The following is an 18,165-nucleotide window of genomic DNA, read 5'->3' as shown; positions in this document are numbered from 1 at the left end:
TCTCTACCCACTGCCGCTACATTAGCTTAGAAACTGACCAGTTCTGCAACCAGCCCGCTATTTAGCGAGGCAAGGGCGATATTGAACTCATGTACGGGATATTGCCTGCTCTCAGTGGCAATACAGCGGGTCACTCCCCTGCCGGTGGTCACCAGCGGGGCAATATTACTGACCAGAGTATCGGCAGGATCTAAAAATGCAATCTGTGGTGCTGCGCTGGTAAAATAAGGTTTCAGCCAGGGCAGATGGGTTGAAGACATGGTGACTACATCTGTCTGCGGATAGGCCTGTAACATCGCAGTGATAAAATCCGACACCAGCTGTTGTGTTTTCTGTGGCTGATGAATAAACGAGAAATCCTCCACCAACCCGACCAGAGAAGATGCATTAATTCCCGATACCGAACATCCGGCCACAGTTTCTCTGTCCAGGAAGCGGGAAAAAGCTTCGCTGCTCACCATACTCTCAACCCCCAACACAATGACCTGTTGGTTAACTGAAACCAGGCAGGCTTCTGCCAGCGGGGGTTCAACGCCCAGTAACGGGACGGGTAGCTGCTGCTTCAGCTCCTGTATCACCACGATTGAAGGTGCATTGGACGCCAGAACCACGGCACTGCAGCCTTCCGACAGCAAAAACTGTGAAGCGGAGAGTGTCGCATCCAGCAACTGACGGTAATTTTTTTTGCCATAAGGAAACTGTTTTCTGTCTGCCAGATAAATCAGGTCTTGCTGCGGATAACTTTTCCTGAGTTTTTCGACAATGGCATAACTACCAATTCCGGCATCAAAAACACCAATCGGTGAAGCCTTACCAGATTCAGCACAGCGCTCTGTATTCAATTGCTCTCCCCCGGACCATGACCTGGCCCTGTTAATATCCTGTGTTGATGCATTAACCATAAAGGGAATTAATCAGGAAAAGAAATTAAAATTTCTGATCAGCCCGTAATATCCGTCAGACATGACGAGATTTTAGGATGATAAAGTTGCTGTTAGTGACTGCCCCTGGCGAGGCTATGTATTACTGATACAGGACTGCGTGTTATGCAGTGGTGGCGACAACAATTGCAGCTGACCAGGTCAGGCACCTTGTTAGCAGGACAATTCTCAGGCAGAGGCATCGCAAAACAACTCAGATTTTAAATCTGTTCTCATGTTCTTGACAATATTATAAACATCACGACTATATTCCGTAATACTATTGTCGAATGTAACCTCTCGTTGAATAACTCTGAACTGGAAAATACGAACCGGGATCGACTTTTCTTTTTTGTCCGTTATCTAAAGGCTCAGGCACCCCATTTTCATAATTTCCCCCCGCGAATAGTCACTCAGGGAATGCAGGTACTTCGCCGCCCCACTTTTCTAAATTACAGCAGACATTAACGGGCAGTCGGCTTATCCTCTGCCTGGATAATGAAAATTCATTTAAATGATTTACATGCCCGGTGCTTTTAAGCCACAGAGCATGTAACCCTGTAATAAATCGCATTATTCACCAGTTGATTATTTATACAATAACCACCTCAGCAATAGACACATAACAACCGGTAGTAATTACCCGATTCAGTTTCAAATCAGCCTTCCCGAGTAAAATACTGAGTTCTTCTTCATCACGTGTTTTACCGCCATCAAAACTGCTGAGTAATAACAAGTCAATTTCGTTGCCACCATACCAGGTATTGCCTGGTGGAATAATCGGTTCCATGATAAGTAGCTTAGAATTTTCATGCATTGCCTGACGTATACATTTTAAGATTTTCGTGGCCTGTGCATCCGGCCAGTCCATTGCAATGTATTTTAACAGATAGATATCAGCCAGGGGGCAGGAAACAAAAAAATCCCCGTTCTGAAGCTGCCATCGGGAATCATCATTTAACTCACTAAGACGGCTTCTGGATAAAACCGCTTCCCGGTCAAACAGTATACCTGTCAATGTGGGGTTACTTCGTAATACAGCAAGCAATAACCCTCCCATTCCGCCAGCAATATCGACCACTGTAGCATTTTTGGGGAAATCATAGCTGCGGACTAAAAAGCTATCTTCTACTTCAGACATTGAGGACATGCAGGAGTGAAAATCATAAAGAGAATTTTTATTATTATCCTTGCTCCAATACTCATAAAATGACTCACCAAATTGTTGTTTAAATGCATCTCCGCCCTTAAGATTTTCAGGTAAATTACCCGTACGCTGGTACTTGCGGCGGCAGCATTTTCTGGATCGTCTTATGCAAACATTTTCCCGGGGCTGGTGATTTCAGGGACAGGACAGGGAATTGTCTGGACAGCAATGTGGATAGCTTCGGGTTCAGGCATAATTCATCGCCAGCAGGGGATTGCTTCCGGCATGGCCTCTACTACGTTGAATATAGGTAATGCTATTGGTATTGCTTTACTGACAGCGTTATCTGGTGGCGGGGTTGACAATCTACATAATGAAAAGACGGTAACAAGCCCTGAACATGCTCTGCAACTGGCTTTTTATCTTGCCGCCATCGGGTTAATTACAGGGCTGTTGGTCTCCTGTCTGTTAGCCCGTAAGGCCAGGGGGAATTTTCCGGCGGAAACAGCGTAACTAAAAGCCGAAATCATTCCGGAGGCCATGACAAAAAAGCGATGAAGCCATCAGACCGGAAGCTGATGGCACAGCATGCAGTCTTTTTTCAAGGGGCAGTTTTCATCAGGGCTGCCAGATCCTTGCTGTTAGCCAATACAGTGACTGCGATAAACCCGTTCTCCTCAGAGAAAACCTGCAAATTTCTGACTGGCTTAATCGGATTACAGACAATCAGAAAAACGGGGGGATGGGTCACATAATGTGAAATAGTTCAGATGGAACCACAACAAGGCTTACCGTCTCTGACATACCTATAAAACCCAAAAAGCGTTTAAACAATCAAAGCCCTGAGTCATTGGCGGTACCCGCAAGCCACAATGCATGATCGGCTATCAGATGCTCGTTCTGTTTGTCTGCTCCATGTGATTGATGGCAATCCGTTATGAAAACGGCGAGGAATATGTGGGTAATACGCTAATTTCATACACTAAAAAACAAAATATCCAGCTCAATTTTTTCCAAACGAAAAACCTCAGCAGAATGTTTATATTGAGCATGATAACTGAACAGTGCGCTATGGCTGGGCCAGCACCTGGCGACAACATGGTAATGCTTTTATCATCACCAACGACCTAATATGGTACCGAATGGGTTTACACCGATGCAACATATTCAACGCTTATCTGATTATACTTATTGCCTACGTTAAAGAATGGGGGATCAACAAATTAGCTCCCCCATTGTTTTATATTCAATGAATATTAGCCAGGAGTCTGTAATTTACCCGCACGCATCGCAGCGATCACGCCACCATCGATGAGCAAATCACTGCCCGTAATGAATCCGGCATCAGGCCCGAGTAAGAATGAAGCAGTTACTGCAATTTCTTCAGGTGGTGCCATACGTTTCACTGGCGATGCATCAACCATAGCACGGTAGATATCACCAATTTCAGAATTAAGTTCATGCAGTGCCAGCGGCGTAACGATGATACCAGGGCTGATGGAGTTAACGCGCGCACCTTTATCACCCCATGTCATCGCTGATGCTTGCACACGGAGATGATTTGCTCGTTTAGCCAGCATGTAAGCCACCAGAGTGTTAGGAACGGCTTCAGGTTGCAGGAATGACAGACTGAGCAATTCTTCCGTTGGCGTGTATGCCAACGCATGATCCTGCTCAGGTGTTAAGGCAGGCATCATATGGCCTGCCATGCTGGAAATAATCAGACCTGCACCACCTTGAGCAATCACTTTTTCAAACTCTTCAAATACCACTGCAGCACCATATAAATCGACTTCTAATACTTTATCAACCGGTGCCATATTTGGCGACAAACCCGCGGTATTCACTACTTGCATCACGTTGCCCAGTGATGCTGCATAAGAGGCTAACAACTCAACAGAAGAACGGGAAGCGACATCGACAGGGTGGGTTTTAACCTGATATCCCGCGTCGCTCAGTTGACTGGCCGCATTCTGCAACGTTTGTTGGTTGAAATCAGCTAACAGGACAGTTTTTCCAAATCCCTGACGACGTGCGATAGCCATACCGATGCCGCCAGCACCAATGATAACCACGATATCTTTAGACATTTTTACTCCAAAATTTTAAGGTGCTAACACATGACACAAAGCTTCATATGCCAGTTACGTAATGACGTATGTGGATCCAACGATAATGAAAGTCTATCCTGCCTAAATTCAGATGATAAGATGCTTAATACTTAATGCACCTATATCAGGAATTTATTAATGTTGCGTGATGAACTCGGCGATTTGGCTGCTTTCTTAGTGGTCGCAGAAGAACGAAGTTTTACCCGTGCTGCAGCCCGCCTTTCCACCTCTCAGCCCTCATTAAGCCAGACAGTACGCCGTCTTGAAGAGAGATTAGGCGTGCGTTTATTAATACGAAATACACGCAATGTCGCTGTCACCGAAGCTGGTGAGCAGTTGGTGAATACGCTGCACCCCGCGTTAAACGATATCAATAACCGTTTGCAGGCGTTGAGTCAGTTTCGTGAGAAGCCAGCTGGATTAGTGAGAATCACTACCGGGCAACATGCTGCGGATACGCTGATCTGGCCAGCTGTAGCTGAAAGATTACACGCCTTTCCCGACATCAAAATAGAGCTATCGCTGGATTCTGCGTTAACCGATATTGTTAGTGATCGTTTTGATGCTGGTATCAGATTAGGTGAACAAATTGCTCAGGATATGGTTGCATTACGTATCGGCCCGGATATTCGTATGGCGGTGGTTGGCGCACCAGGTTATCTGGCGAAAAATCCGCAACCACTAACACCGCAGGATTTAACCAGCCATTCATGTATCAATATGCGTATGCCAAGCGCTGGGGGGATTTATCCATGGGAATTCAGTCAGGGGGAACGAGAGCTGCATGTTCGGGTTGATGGACAATTTGTCGTGAATAATATTGTCGCCGCAGCAAAAGCAGCAGAAGAAGGGCTAGGGCTGGCAATCGTCATGGAAGATCAAGTCATCACACAAATTGCGGAGGGTAGACTGGTGCGCGTATTGGATGACTGGTGTCGACCTTTCTCTGGCTATCACATTTATTATCCCAGCCGTCGCCTGCTTTCACCAGCGTTTCAGACATTCCTGCAAACGTTAAGGCGTCGCTACCGCGAGCTCGCCACTCAAGACCAGTAAATACACCTTAAGGTTGAGCTCGCGGGAAGTTATTTTGAAGGTTTAAGATCACCATACCAATATGAAACAGTCACTCCACCATCCATCAGGAAATCGCTGCCGTTGATAATACTGCCTTCCGGTCGCGACTACAGCCGCACCACCGCGTCCAGTTGGAGAGTGTTCCAGCATATCTCGATATCCAGTACCACTCGGTGCCTGGAATTCATCATTAGCCAGAGGTGTATAAATAATTCCGGGGTTTATGGTAGCCACTCGTGCCCACGTTTTCCTCATTTAACAGCTTAGGACATTACACGTAGCGCGTGGCTACTTCTTCACCCGGAGTGGTCGTAAGCGCCTCATTCTGCTCAACGGAAAGAAGCGCAAGACGGTGCCCTGATTTCGAAGCAAAAACAGTTCCCGAACCGCCCTACGCAATAACCCTGATGCACTGTCCGGTTGTAGCAATTATTGCTGGCCGTTTTTCCAGTCTCGTTTCTGACGCTGTATCACGTATGCCTCTCCAGATTATCAACCGGCATACGCGCCATCTGTAGCATCAGTTATCTTTCAACAGAGCCGTCATCTGCGTAAACAATACAATTTCTGCCTTCTCTCTTTGCTCTGTAGAGGGCTTCGTCAGCATATATCATTGCTGAGGTGAAGTTTTCATAGCGGCTCTTGGTTGATACCCCCGCGCTGATGGTAATTCTAATGTCTTTGTTGTAGTCCATCGTGATAGCTTTCTTTATTTTGGTGACCAATTCCTTAGCATTGATACTGTCCTTCATGATGATGCAGAACTCTTCCCCACCAGACCTGGAGACAGAAACGCTTTCATTTGCGAACTCACTTAAAGCAAGTCCTATCGCGATCAACACTTTATCTCCGGTCTCATGGCCATGTGAGTCATTAATACGTTTAAAGTGGTCTATATCTAAGATGCAAACCGTCCCTGCTTGTTTTTCCATATCCCTGAGTGTGAAGTTCAATGCTCGTCTGTTAGGTAACCCTGTCAGCTCATCGGTTAATGACAAACTGACAGCTGACTTGTAGTTAAAGTTAACAAACGAGACAAACTCATTGAAAGATACAATGATGAGTAGTATCGCGGGTATAAACAGCACTGAGACAATGATCAGTGCGAACCGGGAGGCGAAATAGCCTAATCCTGAAACGAGTATCACCAGCAAACAGTTAAAAATAATAAACAGGCCACACCTAAAAAATCCAACGTATCTTTCGTACGGCTGAGTTCTGAGGGACTTGGATAAAAACCATGCAATTGCTATTGAGGTGGCGAAATCAATATAGAAATAAAATTCTATCTCAGAATATGGCTTCGCTTTGAATGCCAGCACCCCGATCACCGCTAATGCTAAAACTGTATATACCAGGAAAGAGAAAAATACCAGGCGGTTTGGTTTTCCCTTAAAGTCGATTAATGTGTCATTTTTCTTAGTTATCACTGAGTACCCCCTCCTGAATTTGCGGGGCACTTTATCATGTTGATTTGATGACAGTAACCGACTGAGGTTGGTATAGCAATTGTTGCTTACCAGATAACCGGATCGCTATACTGCCCCATCCGGCCGTTAATCAACAGAATGATGATTCCCTGTGTACGGACTTGATTTTTGCGGATGTGGGCTTCGTTCAGGGCATCGAACTGACTGAACCGGTTAATGTTCACAATATGGTGTGGATCTGGATGTGAATAGGTGAGTCGACGTGGACAGATATTGCCCCTGTCTTATAGCTTGCTTTTATTGGGATAAGTAGACATTACAGGACAGTAGTAGAAGGGAAAATGGTGCGCCCTATAGGATTCGAACCTATGACCTACGGCTTAGAAGGCCGGTGCTCTATCCAACTGAGCTAAGGGCGCCCTGATTTCCGACGAATTATACGGTCACCGGTCACTGAGTCAATGTTTTTACGCGACTTTCCGTTCTGTTGATGAAGGTTTAGGCAACTGGCAGTGATTCTTTGCCTGACAGCGTGCGCCGCTTCTGACAAAATAGGTGCCTTCACCTTATGATTCTAACTCCGTGGATTTTTTCTCTGATGTCAGCACAGATTATTGATGGTAAAACGATTGCGCAGCAGGTTCGTCTGGAAGTTGCGGAAAAAGTTAAACAGCGTCTTGCAGCGGGTAAACGCGCCCCTGGTCTGGCGGTAGTACTGGTCGGAGAAAACCCGGCATCACAAATTTATGTAGGCAGTAAACGTAAAGCCTGTGAAGAAGTAGGCTTTGTGTCGCGCTCATATGATTTACCGGCCACGACCGGTGAGCAGGAGCTGCTGGAACTGATCGATAAGTTAAATAATGATAATGAAATCGACGGCATTCTGGTGCAGTTACCTCTGCCTGAAGGCATCGATAACATCAAAGTACTGGAGCGGATTGCAGCCGACAAAGATGTCGATGGCTTCCACCCGTATAACGTAGGACGCCTGTGTCAGCGCGCCCCACTGCTGCGCCCATGCACCCCGCGCGGCATTATGACCCTGCTGGAACGTTATAATATCGAAACTTTCGGTGCCAATGCCGTAGTTATCGGGGCTTCCAACATTGTCGGTCGTCCAATGAGCCTGGAATTGCTGCTGGCCGGTTGCACCACAACTGTGACCCATCGTTTTACCCGTAATCTGCGTCAGCATGTTGAAAACGCCGATTTGTTGGTGGTTGCGGTAGGTAAAGCCAATTTTATTCCGGGAGAGTGGATTAAACCGGGTGCAGTGGTGATTGATGTCGGAATCAACCGCCTTGAAGATGGCCGGGTAGTCGGTGATGTCGAATTTGAGACCGCAGCACAACGCGCATCCTGGATCACCCCGGTTCCGGGCGGCGTAGGCCCAATGACCGTAGCTACCTTAATTCAGAACACTTTACAGGCCTGTGAAGAGTATCACGACGGAGTAAATGCATAATGGCAACCTTTTCACTGGGTAAATTCCCGCACGTTGAACTGTGTGATCTGTTGAAACTGGAAGGCTGGGCCGAAAGTGGCGCTCAGGCAAAAGCATTTATTGCCGACGGACTTGTTACCGTTAATGGTCAGGTAGAGACCCGTAAACGCTGTAAAATTGTCAGCGGTCAGACCGTTAGTTTTGCCGGACAGTCAATTTCAGTTATCGCCTGAATCTGCAAAAAGGGCGACCGGTGAACCGGTCGCCCTTTCTATTACTGCCGACTGAAAATTACTTACGACGCCAGTTGGTTCCCTGTGGACCGTCTTCCAGAATAATTCCCAGTTCGTTCAGCTTATCTCGTGCAATATCTGCCTGAGCCCAGTTTTTACTTTCACGGGCATCTTTACGCATTTTGATAAGCGCTTCAATTTCCGCCACTTCTTCGTCGTTACTCGCGGCAGAGCTTTGCAGAAACAGTTCCGGGTCCTGCTGCAGAATACCCAGCACTTTAGCAATCTGGCGCAATTTGGCGGCCAGAGCATCAGCAGCAACACTGTCTTCAGTTTTCAGGCGGTTAACTTCGCGTCCCATATCAAACAGCACCGAATAGGCTTCCGGAGTATTAAAATCATCATTCATTGCGTCCCGGAAGCGCTGCTCAAACTCAGCACCTTCGGCAGCTTCTGCCTGAGGATTAGTATTACGCAATGCAGTGTACAGGCGTTCCAGCGCCGCGCGGGCCTGCTTCAGATTATCTTCGCTGTAATTCAGTTGACTGCGATAATGACCGGACATCAGAAAATAACGGACGGTCTCGGCATCATAATGCTTCAGAACATCGCGAACCGTAAAAAAGTTACCCAGAGATTTGGACATTTTTTCACGATCAATCATTACCATGCCGGAGTGCATCCAGTAATTCACATATTCACCGCCATGCGCACAGGTCGACTGGGCAATTTCGTTTTCATGGTGCGGGAACATCAGGTCTGAACCACCGCCATGAATATCAAAATGCTCGCCTAACTGGCTGCAGTTCATTGCCGAACACTCAATATGCCAGCCAGGGCGGCCCGCTCCCCACGGAGAAGGCCAACTCGGCTCATCCGCTTTAGACATTTTCCACAGCACAAAATCCATTGGATTTTTCTTCACATCAGCGACTTCGACTCGCGCACCGGCCTGCAACTGCTCCAGATCCTGACGGGAGAGTTCACCATAGTGGCTGTCACTTAGTACATCAAACATCACGTCACCGTTGTCAGCCACATAAGCATGACCACGCTGCAGCAGTTTTTCTACCAGTTCAATAATTTCACTGATGTGTCGGGTAGCACGCGGTTCCACATCTGGCGGCAGAATCCCCAGCGCATCAAAATCGCTGTGCATCTCGCCGATCATCCGGTTGGTGAGAACCTCAATGGTTTCACCATTTTCATTGGCACGTTTAATGATTTTGTCATCAATATCGGTGATATTTCTGACATATTTCAGCTGGTAACCCAGGTAACGCAAATAGCGTGAAACAACGTCAAAAGCGACAAAAGTTCTGCCATGTCCAATATGACACAGGTCATAAACGGTAATACCGCACACGTACATGCCCACCTTGCCGGCATGAATAGGTTTGAATTCCTCTTTTTGTCTGCTCTGAGTGTTATAAATTTTTAGCATTTAACTATTCCGTTTAAACGTGTGCGATAACTCTGGTTATTGTGCCGTATTTTTCACGCGACTGCGACGTAATGCAAGCCATCCGGCATCATCAGTTTTCGCCATACTGCCGTAAGCATAAAATTTATGATATAAGGAGCCTCTGCGATTGCCCTTCCCTGTAATCAGGAAGAGTTAAATACCGACAATAACCATGACAGGATGAAATTATGGTCACTTTCCAGACTAATTTTGGTGATATCGTTATTAAAACATTTGACGATAAAGCACCTACTACCGTGAAAAACTTCCTGGAGTACTGCCGCGAAGGTTTTTACGACAACACTATTTTCCATCGCGTTATTAACGGCTTTATGATCCAGGGCGGTGGTTTCGAACCTGGTATGAAACAGAAATCTACCAAAGAAGAAATCCGTAACGAAGCTAACAACGGTCTGAAAAACACCCGTGGCACCCTGGCAATGGCTCGTACTTCTGCGCCACACTCTGCCACTGCACAGTTTTTTATCAACGTTGCAGACAATGACTTCCTGAACTTCCGTGACGAAAGCCTGCAGGGCTGGGGTTACTGCGTATTTGCTGAAGTGGTTGAAGGTATGGACGTGGTTGAGAAAATCAAAGCCGTTTCTACCGGCCGCAGTGGTATGCACCAGGACGTTCCAAAAGATGACGTTGTTATCCAGAAAGTGACCGTCAGCGAGTAATGCCGCGAACGCTTTTTATAGCAGATTTACATCTGTGTCAGGAAGAACCGGCAATCACTGCCGGTTTTCTGCGTTTTTTACAACGCGAAGCCACAGAGTGTGAAGCGCTGTATATTCTCGGTGACCTGTTTGAAAGCTGGATTGGTGACGATGACCCAAACCCGTTGCATCAGCAGGTCGCCGAAGCCCTGGCATCGTTAAGTGTTCCGGTATTTTTTATACACGGTAACCGCGATTTCCTGCTGGGCCGTACTTATGCTAAACGCTGCGGGATGCAGTTACTGCCGGAAGAACAGTTGCTGGAACTGTATGGCCGGAGGGTGCTGATTATGCATGGCGACACCCTGTGTACTGACGACGAGGGTTACCAGCGCTTTCGCAAAAAAGTCCACCAACCCTGGCTACAGCGTGTCTTCCTGATGCTACCGTTGTTTGTCCGTCAGAAAATTGCCTCCAGAATGCGGAATGACAGTAGCAAGGCTAACCAGTCAAAAAGCATGGAAATAATGGATGTGAATCCACAGGCGGTAGTAGAGGCAATGCAACGCCACCATGCCACATTGCTGATTCACGGACATACTCATCGTCCGGAAATCCACAACCTGACTGTCAGTCAACAGCCGGCGCAACGTGCAGTACTCGGTGCATGGCATCAACAGGGATCGGTGATCATTGTTGATGAAAATGGCGTCACTCTTCACGCTTTCCCGTGGTAAATTTCAGGTGAAATGTCCGGTTGTGTAGTGACGCAACCGTTTTCCTCAGCGCTGTCTCATGCTATTCTCACGCCCTTCTCAATGTGTATAACCTGTACCGCACAGGTTCTTTAACTGCTCACAGGAGTTGACCGCATGTCGTCGAATACTGCCCCGGCCCGTATCGCTATTATTATGGGTTCTAAAAGTGACTGGGCTACGATGCAGTATGCTGCAGAAATCCTTAACGAACTGAATCTTGCTCATCATGTGGAAGTGGTTTCTGCCCACCGCACCCCGGACAAACTGTTTAGTTTTGCTGAAAATGCCCAACAACAGGGCTTTCATGTGATTATCGCCGGTGCCGGAGGAGCAGCTCACCTGCCAGGTATGCTGGCGGCAAAAACTTTAGTTCCGGTTCTGGGTGTTCCGGTGCAAAGTGCCGCGCTGAGCGGTGTCGACAGCCTTTACTCGATTGTGCAGATGCCACGCGGCATCCCGGTTGGAACACTGGCTATCGGTAAAGCAGGTGCGGCGAACGCAGCACTACTGGCCGCCCAGATTCTGGCAGTTAACGATCCTGCACTGGCAAGCCGTCTGAGCGCCTGGCGGACAGCACAGAGCGATGCGGTTCTGGAAAACCCGGACCCACGGGAGGAAGCATGAAGTCAGTTTGCGTACTCGGTAACGGACAGCTTGGCCGGATGTTGCGCCAGGCCGGAGAACCGCTGGGGATAGCCGTTTATCCGGTTGGCACCGATGCTGAACCGGAAGCGCTGCCGATTCGCCAGAGTGTGATCACCGCGGAAATTGAACGCTGGCCGGAAACTGCGCTGACCCGCGAACTGGCAAGCCACCCGGCGTTCGTTAACCGCGATATTTTTCCACGTCTGGCGGATCGCCTGACTCAGAAACAATTGCTGGATCAGCTGGGACTGGCCACTGCACCGTGGCAACTATTGAGCGATGCCAGCGAATGGCCGGAAGTTTATGCACGACTGGGCGAGCTGGCAATCGTTAAACGGCGCACTGGTGGCTACGATGGCCGTGGTCAGTGGCGCCTGCGCCAGCCTGACTGCCTGACCTTGCCGGAAGAGTGCTACGGTGAGTGTATTGTCGAGCAGGGCATCAATTTCTCAGGTGAAGTTTCTCTGGTCGGTGCTCGTGGTCGTGACGGTACTACCGTATTTTATCCACTGACTCATAATCTGCATCATAACGGTATTTTGCTGACCAGCGTGGCACTGCCTGAACCAGATGCTGACCAACAGCGTCAGGCGGAAAGCATGCTCTCTGCCATCATGCAGGAACTGGATTATGTCGGTGTGATCGCCATGGAGTGTTTTGTCACTCCACAGGGATTACTGATTAACGAGCTGGCGCCAAGAGTACATAACAGTGGCCACTGGACACAAAATGGTGCCTCTGTCAGCCAGTTTGAACTGCATCTGCGAGCCATTCTTGGTTTAGCGCTGCCCAAACCAGTGGTTTTTGCTCCTTCTGTAATGGTGAATATCATTGGCTGTGCTCTGAATCTGCAATGGCTGGAACAGCCTCTGGTTCACCTGCACTGGTACGAAAAAGAAGTGCGTCCTGGCCGTAAATTGGGTCACCTTAATCTGACTGACAGTGACAAACTCCGACTTAAAGATAATCTTCGAGCCCTGGTCTCACAGCTGCCGGAAGAATATGCCGCAGCTATCGACTGGGCCAGCGATAAGCTGTAATTCCTCTCTGCACAGGAAACTCCGGCATTCCTGTGCAGCCTCTCTGTTTTTACCGTTAATTCCCGGCCAGCCATTGGTGCTGTCGCTACTTTCTGTGTAATACTCCGGCATACCTGAAACGCGTTTTACGCTCCTCTTCCGCCAGTAACGTGTGAATTTATGCAAAAAAATATCTTAATCACCGGATGTTCCAGTGGTATCGGTGCGGTTGCTGCCCGTGACCTGTTGATGCGTGGTTACCGGGTTCTTGCTGCCTGTCGCAAACCGGAAGATGTTAGCCGGATGGAGCAACTCGGATACACCGGTGTTTTACTCAACCTGGATGACCCACAAAGCGTGGAAACAGCCGCCGGTCAGGTCGCAGAATTGTGCGATGGTAAACTCTATGCACTGTTTAATAATGCCGGTTTCGGGGTTTATGGTCCGTTACATACCCTCTCGCGCCACCAGCTTGAACAACAATTTTCTGCCAACTTTTTCGCCGTTCACCAACTGACCATGCTGTTGCTTCCTTGTTTACAGGCCAGTGGAAATGCCAGAATAGTGAATACCAGTTCCGTGATGGGGCTGATTTCCACCCCGGGGCGTGGCGCCTATGCGGCCAGTAAATATGCCCTGGAAGCCTGGTCAGATGCTCTGCGAATGGAACTGCAACACAGCAAGGTCCGTGTCAGCCTGATTGAGCCAGGTCCTGTTTCAACAGAATTTACCGACAATGTCGTACAGGGTGAATCCGATCGTCCGGTGACCAATCCCGGGATTGCAGCCCGTTTTACGCTGCCACCTCAGGCAATTTTGCCAAAACTGCGTCACGCTCTGGAAAGTCGCCACCCACGTCAACGCTATCCTGTCACAGTGGTCGCTCATGTAATGTCTGTGGCCCGACGGCTGCTACCGGGTATACTTCTGGATCGAATTTTAAGCAGTCATTCATCACCAGAAAAATAGCCGCTTGAACTCAGGCAGCATGTCCCCATATCTGACAGATAACGGTTAAATTTTCAGACCAAGGAACACAGCTTATGTCACCGCAAGCCCCGATTATTGATGTTAATGAATCCAACCTGCAGCAGGTACTCGAACAGTCTATGCAGGTTCCGGTGCTGTTCTATTTCTGGTCAGCACGAAGTCAACACTGCCAGGAACTGACGCCGGTTCTGGAAAAACTGGCTACAGAGTATCGCGGGCAATTCCTGCTGGCTATGCTGGACTGCGATGAACAGCAAATGGTGGCATCACAGTTCGGTTTACGGGCTATCCCGACAGTGTATCTGTTTAAAGACGGACAGCCGGTCGATGGCTTCCAGGGACCACAGCCGGAAGAGGCTATTCGCGCACTGCTGGAAAAAGTGTTACCACGTGAAGACGAGATCAAAGTTCAGCAGGCTTTGGCATTGCTGGATGAAGAGAAACCACTGGAAGCTCTGCCGCTGCTGAAAGATGCCTGGCAGATTAGCCAGCATGCCAGCGAAACCGGATTCCTGCTGGCTGAAACTCTGCTGCAACTCAACCGCAGTGATGAGGCTGAAGAAGTATTAAAACACGTGCCACTGCAGGATCAGGATACCCGCTATCAAAGCTTGCTGGCGCAGATCGATTTACTGCGTCAGGCAGCAGATACCCCGGAGATACAACAGCTGCAAACTGAGCTTGATGCAGACCCAACCAATACCGGAATTGCCGCCAAACTGGCGATTCAGTTTCATCAGGTAGGACGTAACGAAGAAGCTCTGGAACTGCTGTTCAGCTTTCTGAAAACTGATCTGGCTGCCGGTGGCGGTGAATTGCGTAAAACCTTCCAGGAAATTTTGGCAGCACTGGGCACCGGTGATGCACTGGCCGGCAAATATCGCCGTCAGTTATATTCCCTGCTCTATTAATTACCTACTGCCACCGCGTAACTAAGCGTGGTGGCAACTTCCAGACAGGCTGTCGATAATCGGCCATGCCAGAATTAAAAGCACTGTTCAGAAAATCTGAGTTTAAGCCTTGCTCTGTGACAGCTGACCTACGGCTTAGAAGGCCGTTGGTCTGTTTCTAAAATCCTGCAAACAAACACGATTCAGTAATGCGGTTTGCTACTATATGGCTATCAGTATATGTGGCTATCCGTGGTGGCAACTTCCTGACAGGCTGTCGATAATCGGGCAATCTGCCCCATCATCCCCCGGGCAGCTATCTGCCAACGTTATCAGACGCTGACGCATTTCCTGGAGTTCCTGCATCTGCCGGTCGATATCACTGACTTTACGTAAAGTACGGGCCTTAATATCAGCGCTGTGACGGTGCGGATCATTAAACATGCCCACCAGTTCCCGACACTCTTCAAGACTGAACCCGACCTGCCTTGCCTGGCGTAACAAGGTCAGCTCCTCAATGTGGTGTCCGGCGTAGCTGCGATAGCCATTGGCGCTACGTTGCGGCGGGGTCATAATGCCCTTCTCTTCGTAAAAACGAATCGCTTTGCTGGATAAACCGGTTTTACGGGCGACATCACTGATGTTCATTAAGCTTCTCCGTCACTGAATAAATCGGCCCCGGTGGGCAGCCGGCAGAGTTCACTACAGATTACTGCTTTTATGTTGACCTTTACCTTACAGGAAGGTTTACACTTTTGGTACTGTGAATAGACACTCTGTGTCAGAAGGAGATAAAACAATGTCTGAACCCCTGATTTTACAACTGGATGGCCTCTCCTGTGGTCACTGTATTAAACGAGTTAAAGAAGTTCTGGAACAGCGTGACGATGTAGCATCGGCCGATGTCACTCTGGAACAAGCGGTAGTTAATGGTACAGCCTCGGCAGAGGATCTGATTCCGGTGATTGAACAGGCCGGATATCATGCCAGCCAGCCGCAGGAACAATCGCACCCAAAGTCTGAACCGCTGACAGCAAATTCACCCGCGCCGGACGGGCTGGCAGCGGATCCTGTTATTCCGGCCTCCCCGGCAGAAGATAATAGCCAGCCGGTACAGTTGCTGATTGATGGTATGAGCTGTGCCAGCTGTGTTAGCCGGGTTGAAAAAGCATTAAACCAGGTCGACAAGGTCCGCCAGGCCAGAGTTAATCTGGCGGATCGCAGTGCTTTAATCAGCGGAAACGCCGATCCTCAGTCTCTGATTGCTGCCGTCACCGCCGCCGGTTATGGCGCGATGCTGGTTGTCGATGAAACTGAACGACGTGAACAGCAACAGAAATCTGCACGGCAAAATTTTATTCGTTTCAGCTGGCAGGCTGCGCTCGCACTGCTGGTCGGGATCCCGGTGATGATCTGGGGAATGACCAGCCATAATATGATGCTGACACCCCAAAATCTGCTGACCTGGCAAATTATCGGGATCGTCACATTGCTGGTGATGATCATCGCAGGTGGGCATTTTTATCGCAGCGCCTGGAAAAGCTTATGCAACCGTACGGCTACCATGGATACGCTGGTTGCCCTGGGCACCACAGTCGCCTGGGCCTACTCTGCCAGCGTGGTATTGTTCCCGGAGAGTTTCCCGCTGCCGGCGCGGCATCTCTATTTTGAAGCCAGTAGCATGATTATCGGGCTGATTAATCTGGGACATGCGCTGGAACAACGAGCCAGACAGCACTCTTCTCAGGCCCTGGAAAAGTTGTTGGATTTGACTCCTCAGGAAGCCACAGTAATCCGTGACGAGGGGGATATTTCTCTGCCTGTCAGTGAGATTGAACCCGGAATGCGCCTGCGGTTACGGGCCGGACACAGAGTGCCGGTAGACGGTGTTATCGACTCCGGGCAAGGAACCATTGATGAATCAATGCTGACCGGTGAAGCCTGGCCGCAACAAAAAACCACGACAGATCCTGTGCACGCAGGGACACTGGTGGTTGACGGGACGCTGAGTTTTCGGGCTACAGCCACCGGTAAAAATACTGCGCTGGCACGAATTATCTCTCTGGTCAGAAATGCCCAGAGCAGTAAACCGCGGATCGGCCAGCTTGCTGACCGCATTTCAGCCATATTCGTCCCGGCAGTCATCATTATTGCCCTGTTTAGCGGACTTATCTGGTATCTGGCAGGCCCCACTCCTCAGTTTGCTTACAGTATGGTGGTGATCACCAGCGTGTTAATCATTGCCTGTCCGTGTGCTTTAGGTCTGGCAACCCCGATGTCTATTATTGCCGGGGTCGGACGTGCTGCAGAAGCAGGGATTCTGGTGAAAGATGCTGATGCCCTGCAACAGGCCAGCAATGTGGATACCGTGGTATTTGATAAAACCGGTACTCTGACCACCGGGCGGCCGGCAGTTACTGGCGTAACACTGTTTCATCATTATTCAGAACAGCATGTTCTGAGCCTGGCGGCGGCTGTTGAACAGCATTCGTCACACCCGCTGGCTACGGCAATAGTGTCACAGGTCGCGGAAACCTCTCTTCCGGCAGTCAGCCAGCTTCAGACTGTGGCAGGCAAAGGACTTTCTGCCGAATGTGAGGGGCATCAGTTACTGCTGGGCAATCAGCGCCTGCTGTCCGATGCCGGTATTGATGTCACAGCCGCCGAAGAGGAGCTGCAACGCGCCAGCCTGCAGGGCGCCACACCAGTACTACTGGCCATTGACGGCCAGCTGGCAGCATTACTGGCCATCAGCGACCCACTGCGTCCGGAAACCGTTCAGGTTGTGGCACAGCTGCAACAGCAGGGTTATCAGGTCGTCATGTTAACCGGTGACCGGCAAAAAACTGCAGAGGTAGTCGCAGCCAGTGCCGGAATACGCCAGGTCATTGCAGAAGTGTTGCCGGCCGATAAAGCCGATGCCGTTAAACAGCTTCAGCAACAAGGACACCGTGTGGCAATGGTTGGCGACGGAATCAATGATGCACCCGCGCTGGCTCAGGCTGAGACGGGGATAGCTATCAGCGGCGGCAGCGATATAGCAGTAGAAACAGCGACTATGGCCATGATGCGTCAGGATTTAAGGGCTGTCACAGACGCACTGATGATTTCGGTAGCGACATTGCGGAATATGAAGCAGAACCTGTTTGGAGCCTTCGTCTATAACTGTCTGGGTATTCCTCTGGCTGCCGGGGTGCTCTATCCGCTGACAGGGACTTTGCTCAATCCGGTTATTGCAGGAGCTGCAATGGCATTATCCTCCATTACGGTAGTGTCGAATGCTAACCGACTGTTAAGATTCCGTTTACCTGAGCAGAATAAGCTATCCCTGCCCGTCGGAAATGACTAGCATAGTCCTAAAGGTATTGATACAG

The 18,165-nt window shown here is 49.2% G+C and carries 16 protein-coding genes, 1 tRNA gene and 2 pseudogenes; 12 read left to right on the top strand and 7 right to left on the bottom strand.

Going from position 1 to position 18,165, the window contains the following annotated elements; all coding sequences use genetic code 11:
* Positions 1-26 precede the first annotated feature (26 nt).
* The gene (locus A7K98_RS05700; protein ID WP_157665874.1) at positions 27-842 is read right to left on the bottom strand and encodes a glutamate racemase; all 816 of its coding nucleotides are present in this window, start codon (positions 840-842) and stop codon (positions 27-29) included.
* Positions 843-1,512: 670 nt separating this feature from the next.
* A pseudogene (locus A7K98_RS05695) lies at positions 1,513-2,190 on the bottom strand (methyltransferase); the annotation flags it as partial.
* A 66-nt stretch (positions 2,191-2,256) separates the two neighbouring features.
* Between A7K98_RS05695 and A7K98_RS05690 the strand changes: the two are divergent.
* Positions 2,257-2,580, top strand: a complete 324-nt coding sequence (locus A7K98_RS05690) for an MFS transporter (RefSeq protein WP_198361145.1) — start codon at positions 2,257-2,259, stop codon at positions 2,578-2,580.
* Positions 2,581-2,832: 252 nt separating this feature from the next.
* Positions 2,833-3,271, top strand: a pseudogene (locus tag A7K98_RS21715) (IS3 family transposase); the annotation flags it as partial.
* Positions 3,272-3,323: 52 nt separating this feature from the next.
* Here the strand turns inward: A7K98_RS21715 and A7K98_RS05680 are convergent.
* Positions 3,324-4,157 (bottom strand): SDR family oxidoreductase, encoded by an 834-nt coding sequence (locus A7K98_RS05680; RefSeq protein ID WP_087487685.1) that lies wholly within the window; start codon positions 4,155-4,157, stop codon positions 3,324-3,326.
* A 159-nt stretch (positions 4,158-4,316) separates the two neighbouring features.
* On the opposite strand from A7K98_RS05680, the gene A7K98_RS05675 reads away from it, so the two are divergent.
* Entirely contained in the window at positions 4,317-5,234 is a 918-nt protein-coding gene (locus A7K98_RS05675; RefSeq protein WP_087487684.1) for a LysR family transcriptional regulator, read from the top strand.
* A 545-nt stretch (positions 5,235-5,779) separates the two neighbouring features.
* Here A7K98_RS05675 and A7K98_RS05665 read toward each other — a convergent pair.
* Together A7K98_RS05665 and A7K98_RS05660 are read right to left on the bottom strand one after the other, a co-directional pair.
* Entirely contained in the window at positions 5,780-6,685 is a 906-nt protein-coding gene (locus tag A7K98_RS05665; protein WP_157665872.1) for a GGDEF domain-containing protein, read from the bottom strand.
* A 342-nt stretch (positions 6,686-7,027) separates the two neighbouring features.
* Positions 7,028-7,104, bottom strand: a tRNA-Arg gene (locus A7K98_RS05660).
* A 179-nt stretch (positions 7,105-7,283) separates the two neighbouring features.
* Between A7K98_RS05660 and folD the strand changes: the two genes are divergently transcribed.
* On the top strand, positions 7,284-8,150 hold the full coding sequence (folD, locus tag A7K98_RS05655) for a bifunctional methylenetetrahydrofolate dehydrogenase/methenyltetrahydrofolate cyclohydrolase FolD (protein ID WP_087490380.1): 867 nt from the start codon (positions 7,284-7,286) through the stop codon (positions 8,148-8,150).
* Positions 8,150-8,362, top strand: coding sequence for a ribosome-associated protein YbcJ (ybcJ, locus tag A7K98_RS05650; protein WP_038018807.1), 213 nt, complete (start codon positions 8,150-8,152; stop codon positions 8,360-8,362). Before folD ends, ybcJ begins: the two co-directional genes overlap by 1 nt.
* Positions 8,363-8,420: 58 nt before the next feature.
* Here the strand turns inward: ybcJ and cysS are convergent, their stop codons facing one another.
* Complete coding sequence (gene cysS, locus A7K98_RS05645; RefSeq protein WP_087487682.1) at positions 8,421-9,806, bottom strand: cysteine--tRNA ligase; 1,386 nt, start codon at positions 9,804-9,806, stop codon at positions 8,421-8,423.
* Between the two features lie 209 nt (positions 9,807-10,015).
* Here cysS and ppiB point away from each other — a divergent pair, with 209 nt between their 5' ends.
* The 6 genes from ppiB (at position 10,016) to A7K98_RS05615 (ending at position 14,812) form a co-directional block, all read left to right on the top strand.
* Entirely contained in the window at positions 10,016-10,510 is a 495-nt protein-coding gene (gene ppiB, locus A7K98_RS05640) for a peptidylprolyl isomerase B (protein WP_087487681.1), read from the top strand.
* On the top strand, positions 10,510-11,226 hold the full coding sequence (gene lpxH, locus A7K98_RS05635) for a UDP-2,3-diacylglucosamine diphosphatase (protein WP_087487680.1): 717 nt from the start codon (positions 10,510-10,512) through the stop codon (positions 11,224-11,226). Before ppiB ends, lpxH begins: the two co-directional genes overlap by 1 nt.
* A 135-nt stretch (positions 11,227-11,361) precedes the next feature.
* Positions 11,362-11,871, top strand: a complete 510-nt coding sequence (gene purE, locus A7K98_RS05630; RefSeq protein ID WP_038018799.1) for a 5-(carboxyamino)imidazole ribonucleotide mutase — start codon at positions 11,362-11,364, stop codon at positions 11,869-11,871.
* Positions 11,868-12,932 carry a 5-(carboxyamino)imidazole ribonucleotide synthase gene (gene purK, locus A7K98_RS05625; RefSeq protein WP_087487679.1) on the top strand — a complete coding sequence of 355 codons (1,065 nt, stop codon included), beginning with the start codon at positions 11,868-11,870 and terminating at the stop codon, positions 12,930-12,932. Before purE ends, purK begins: the two co-directional genes overlap by 4 nt.
* A 159-nt stretch (positions 12,933-13,091) precedes the next feature.
* Positions 13,092-13,880, top strand: coding sequence for an SDR family oxidoreductase (locus A7K98_RS05620; protein WP_087487678.1), 789 nt, complete (start codon positions 13,092-13,094; stop codon positions 13,878-13,880).
* Positions 13,881-13,954: 74 nt separating this feature from the next.
* Positions 13,955-14,812, top strand: coding sequence for a co-chaperone YbbN (locus tag A7K98_RS05615; protein WP_087487677.1), 858 nt, complete (start codon positions 13,955-13,957; stop codon positions 14,810-14,812).
* A gap of 225 nt (positions 14,813-15,037) precedes the next feature.
* Here A7K98_RS05615 and cueR read toward each other — a convergent pair whose 3' ends face one another.
* Positions 15,038-15,439 carry a Cu(I)-responsive transcriptional regulator gene (gene cueR / locus A7K98_RS05610; RefSeq protein WP_087487676.1) on the bottom strand — a complete coding sequence of 134 codons (402 nt, stop codon included), beginning with the start codon at positions 15,437-15,439 and terminating at the stop codon, positions 15,038-15,040.
* A 151-nt stretch (positions 15,440-15,590) separates the two neighbouring features.
* Between cueR and A7K98_RS05605 the strand changes: the two genes are divergently transcribed.
* Complete coding sequence (locus A7K98_RS05605; RefSeq protein ID WP_087487675.1) at positions 15,591-18,140, top strand: copper-translocating P-type ATPase; 2,550 nt, start codon at positions 15,591-15,593, stop codon at positions 18,138-18,140.
* Positions 18,141-18,165 lie beyond the last annotated feature (25 nt).

This window comes from Tatumella citrea, from assembly GCF_002163585.1.
Classification (GTDB): domain Bacteria; phylum Pseudomonadota; class Gammaproteobacteria; order Enterobacterales; family Enterobacteriaceae; genus Tatumella; species Tatumella citrea.
Note: the sequence above shows the minus strand (reverse complement) of the source record. Positions and strands in the feature narration are given on the sequence as shown.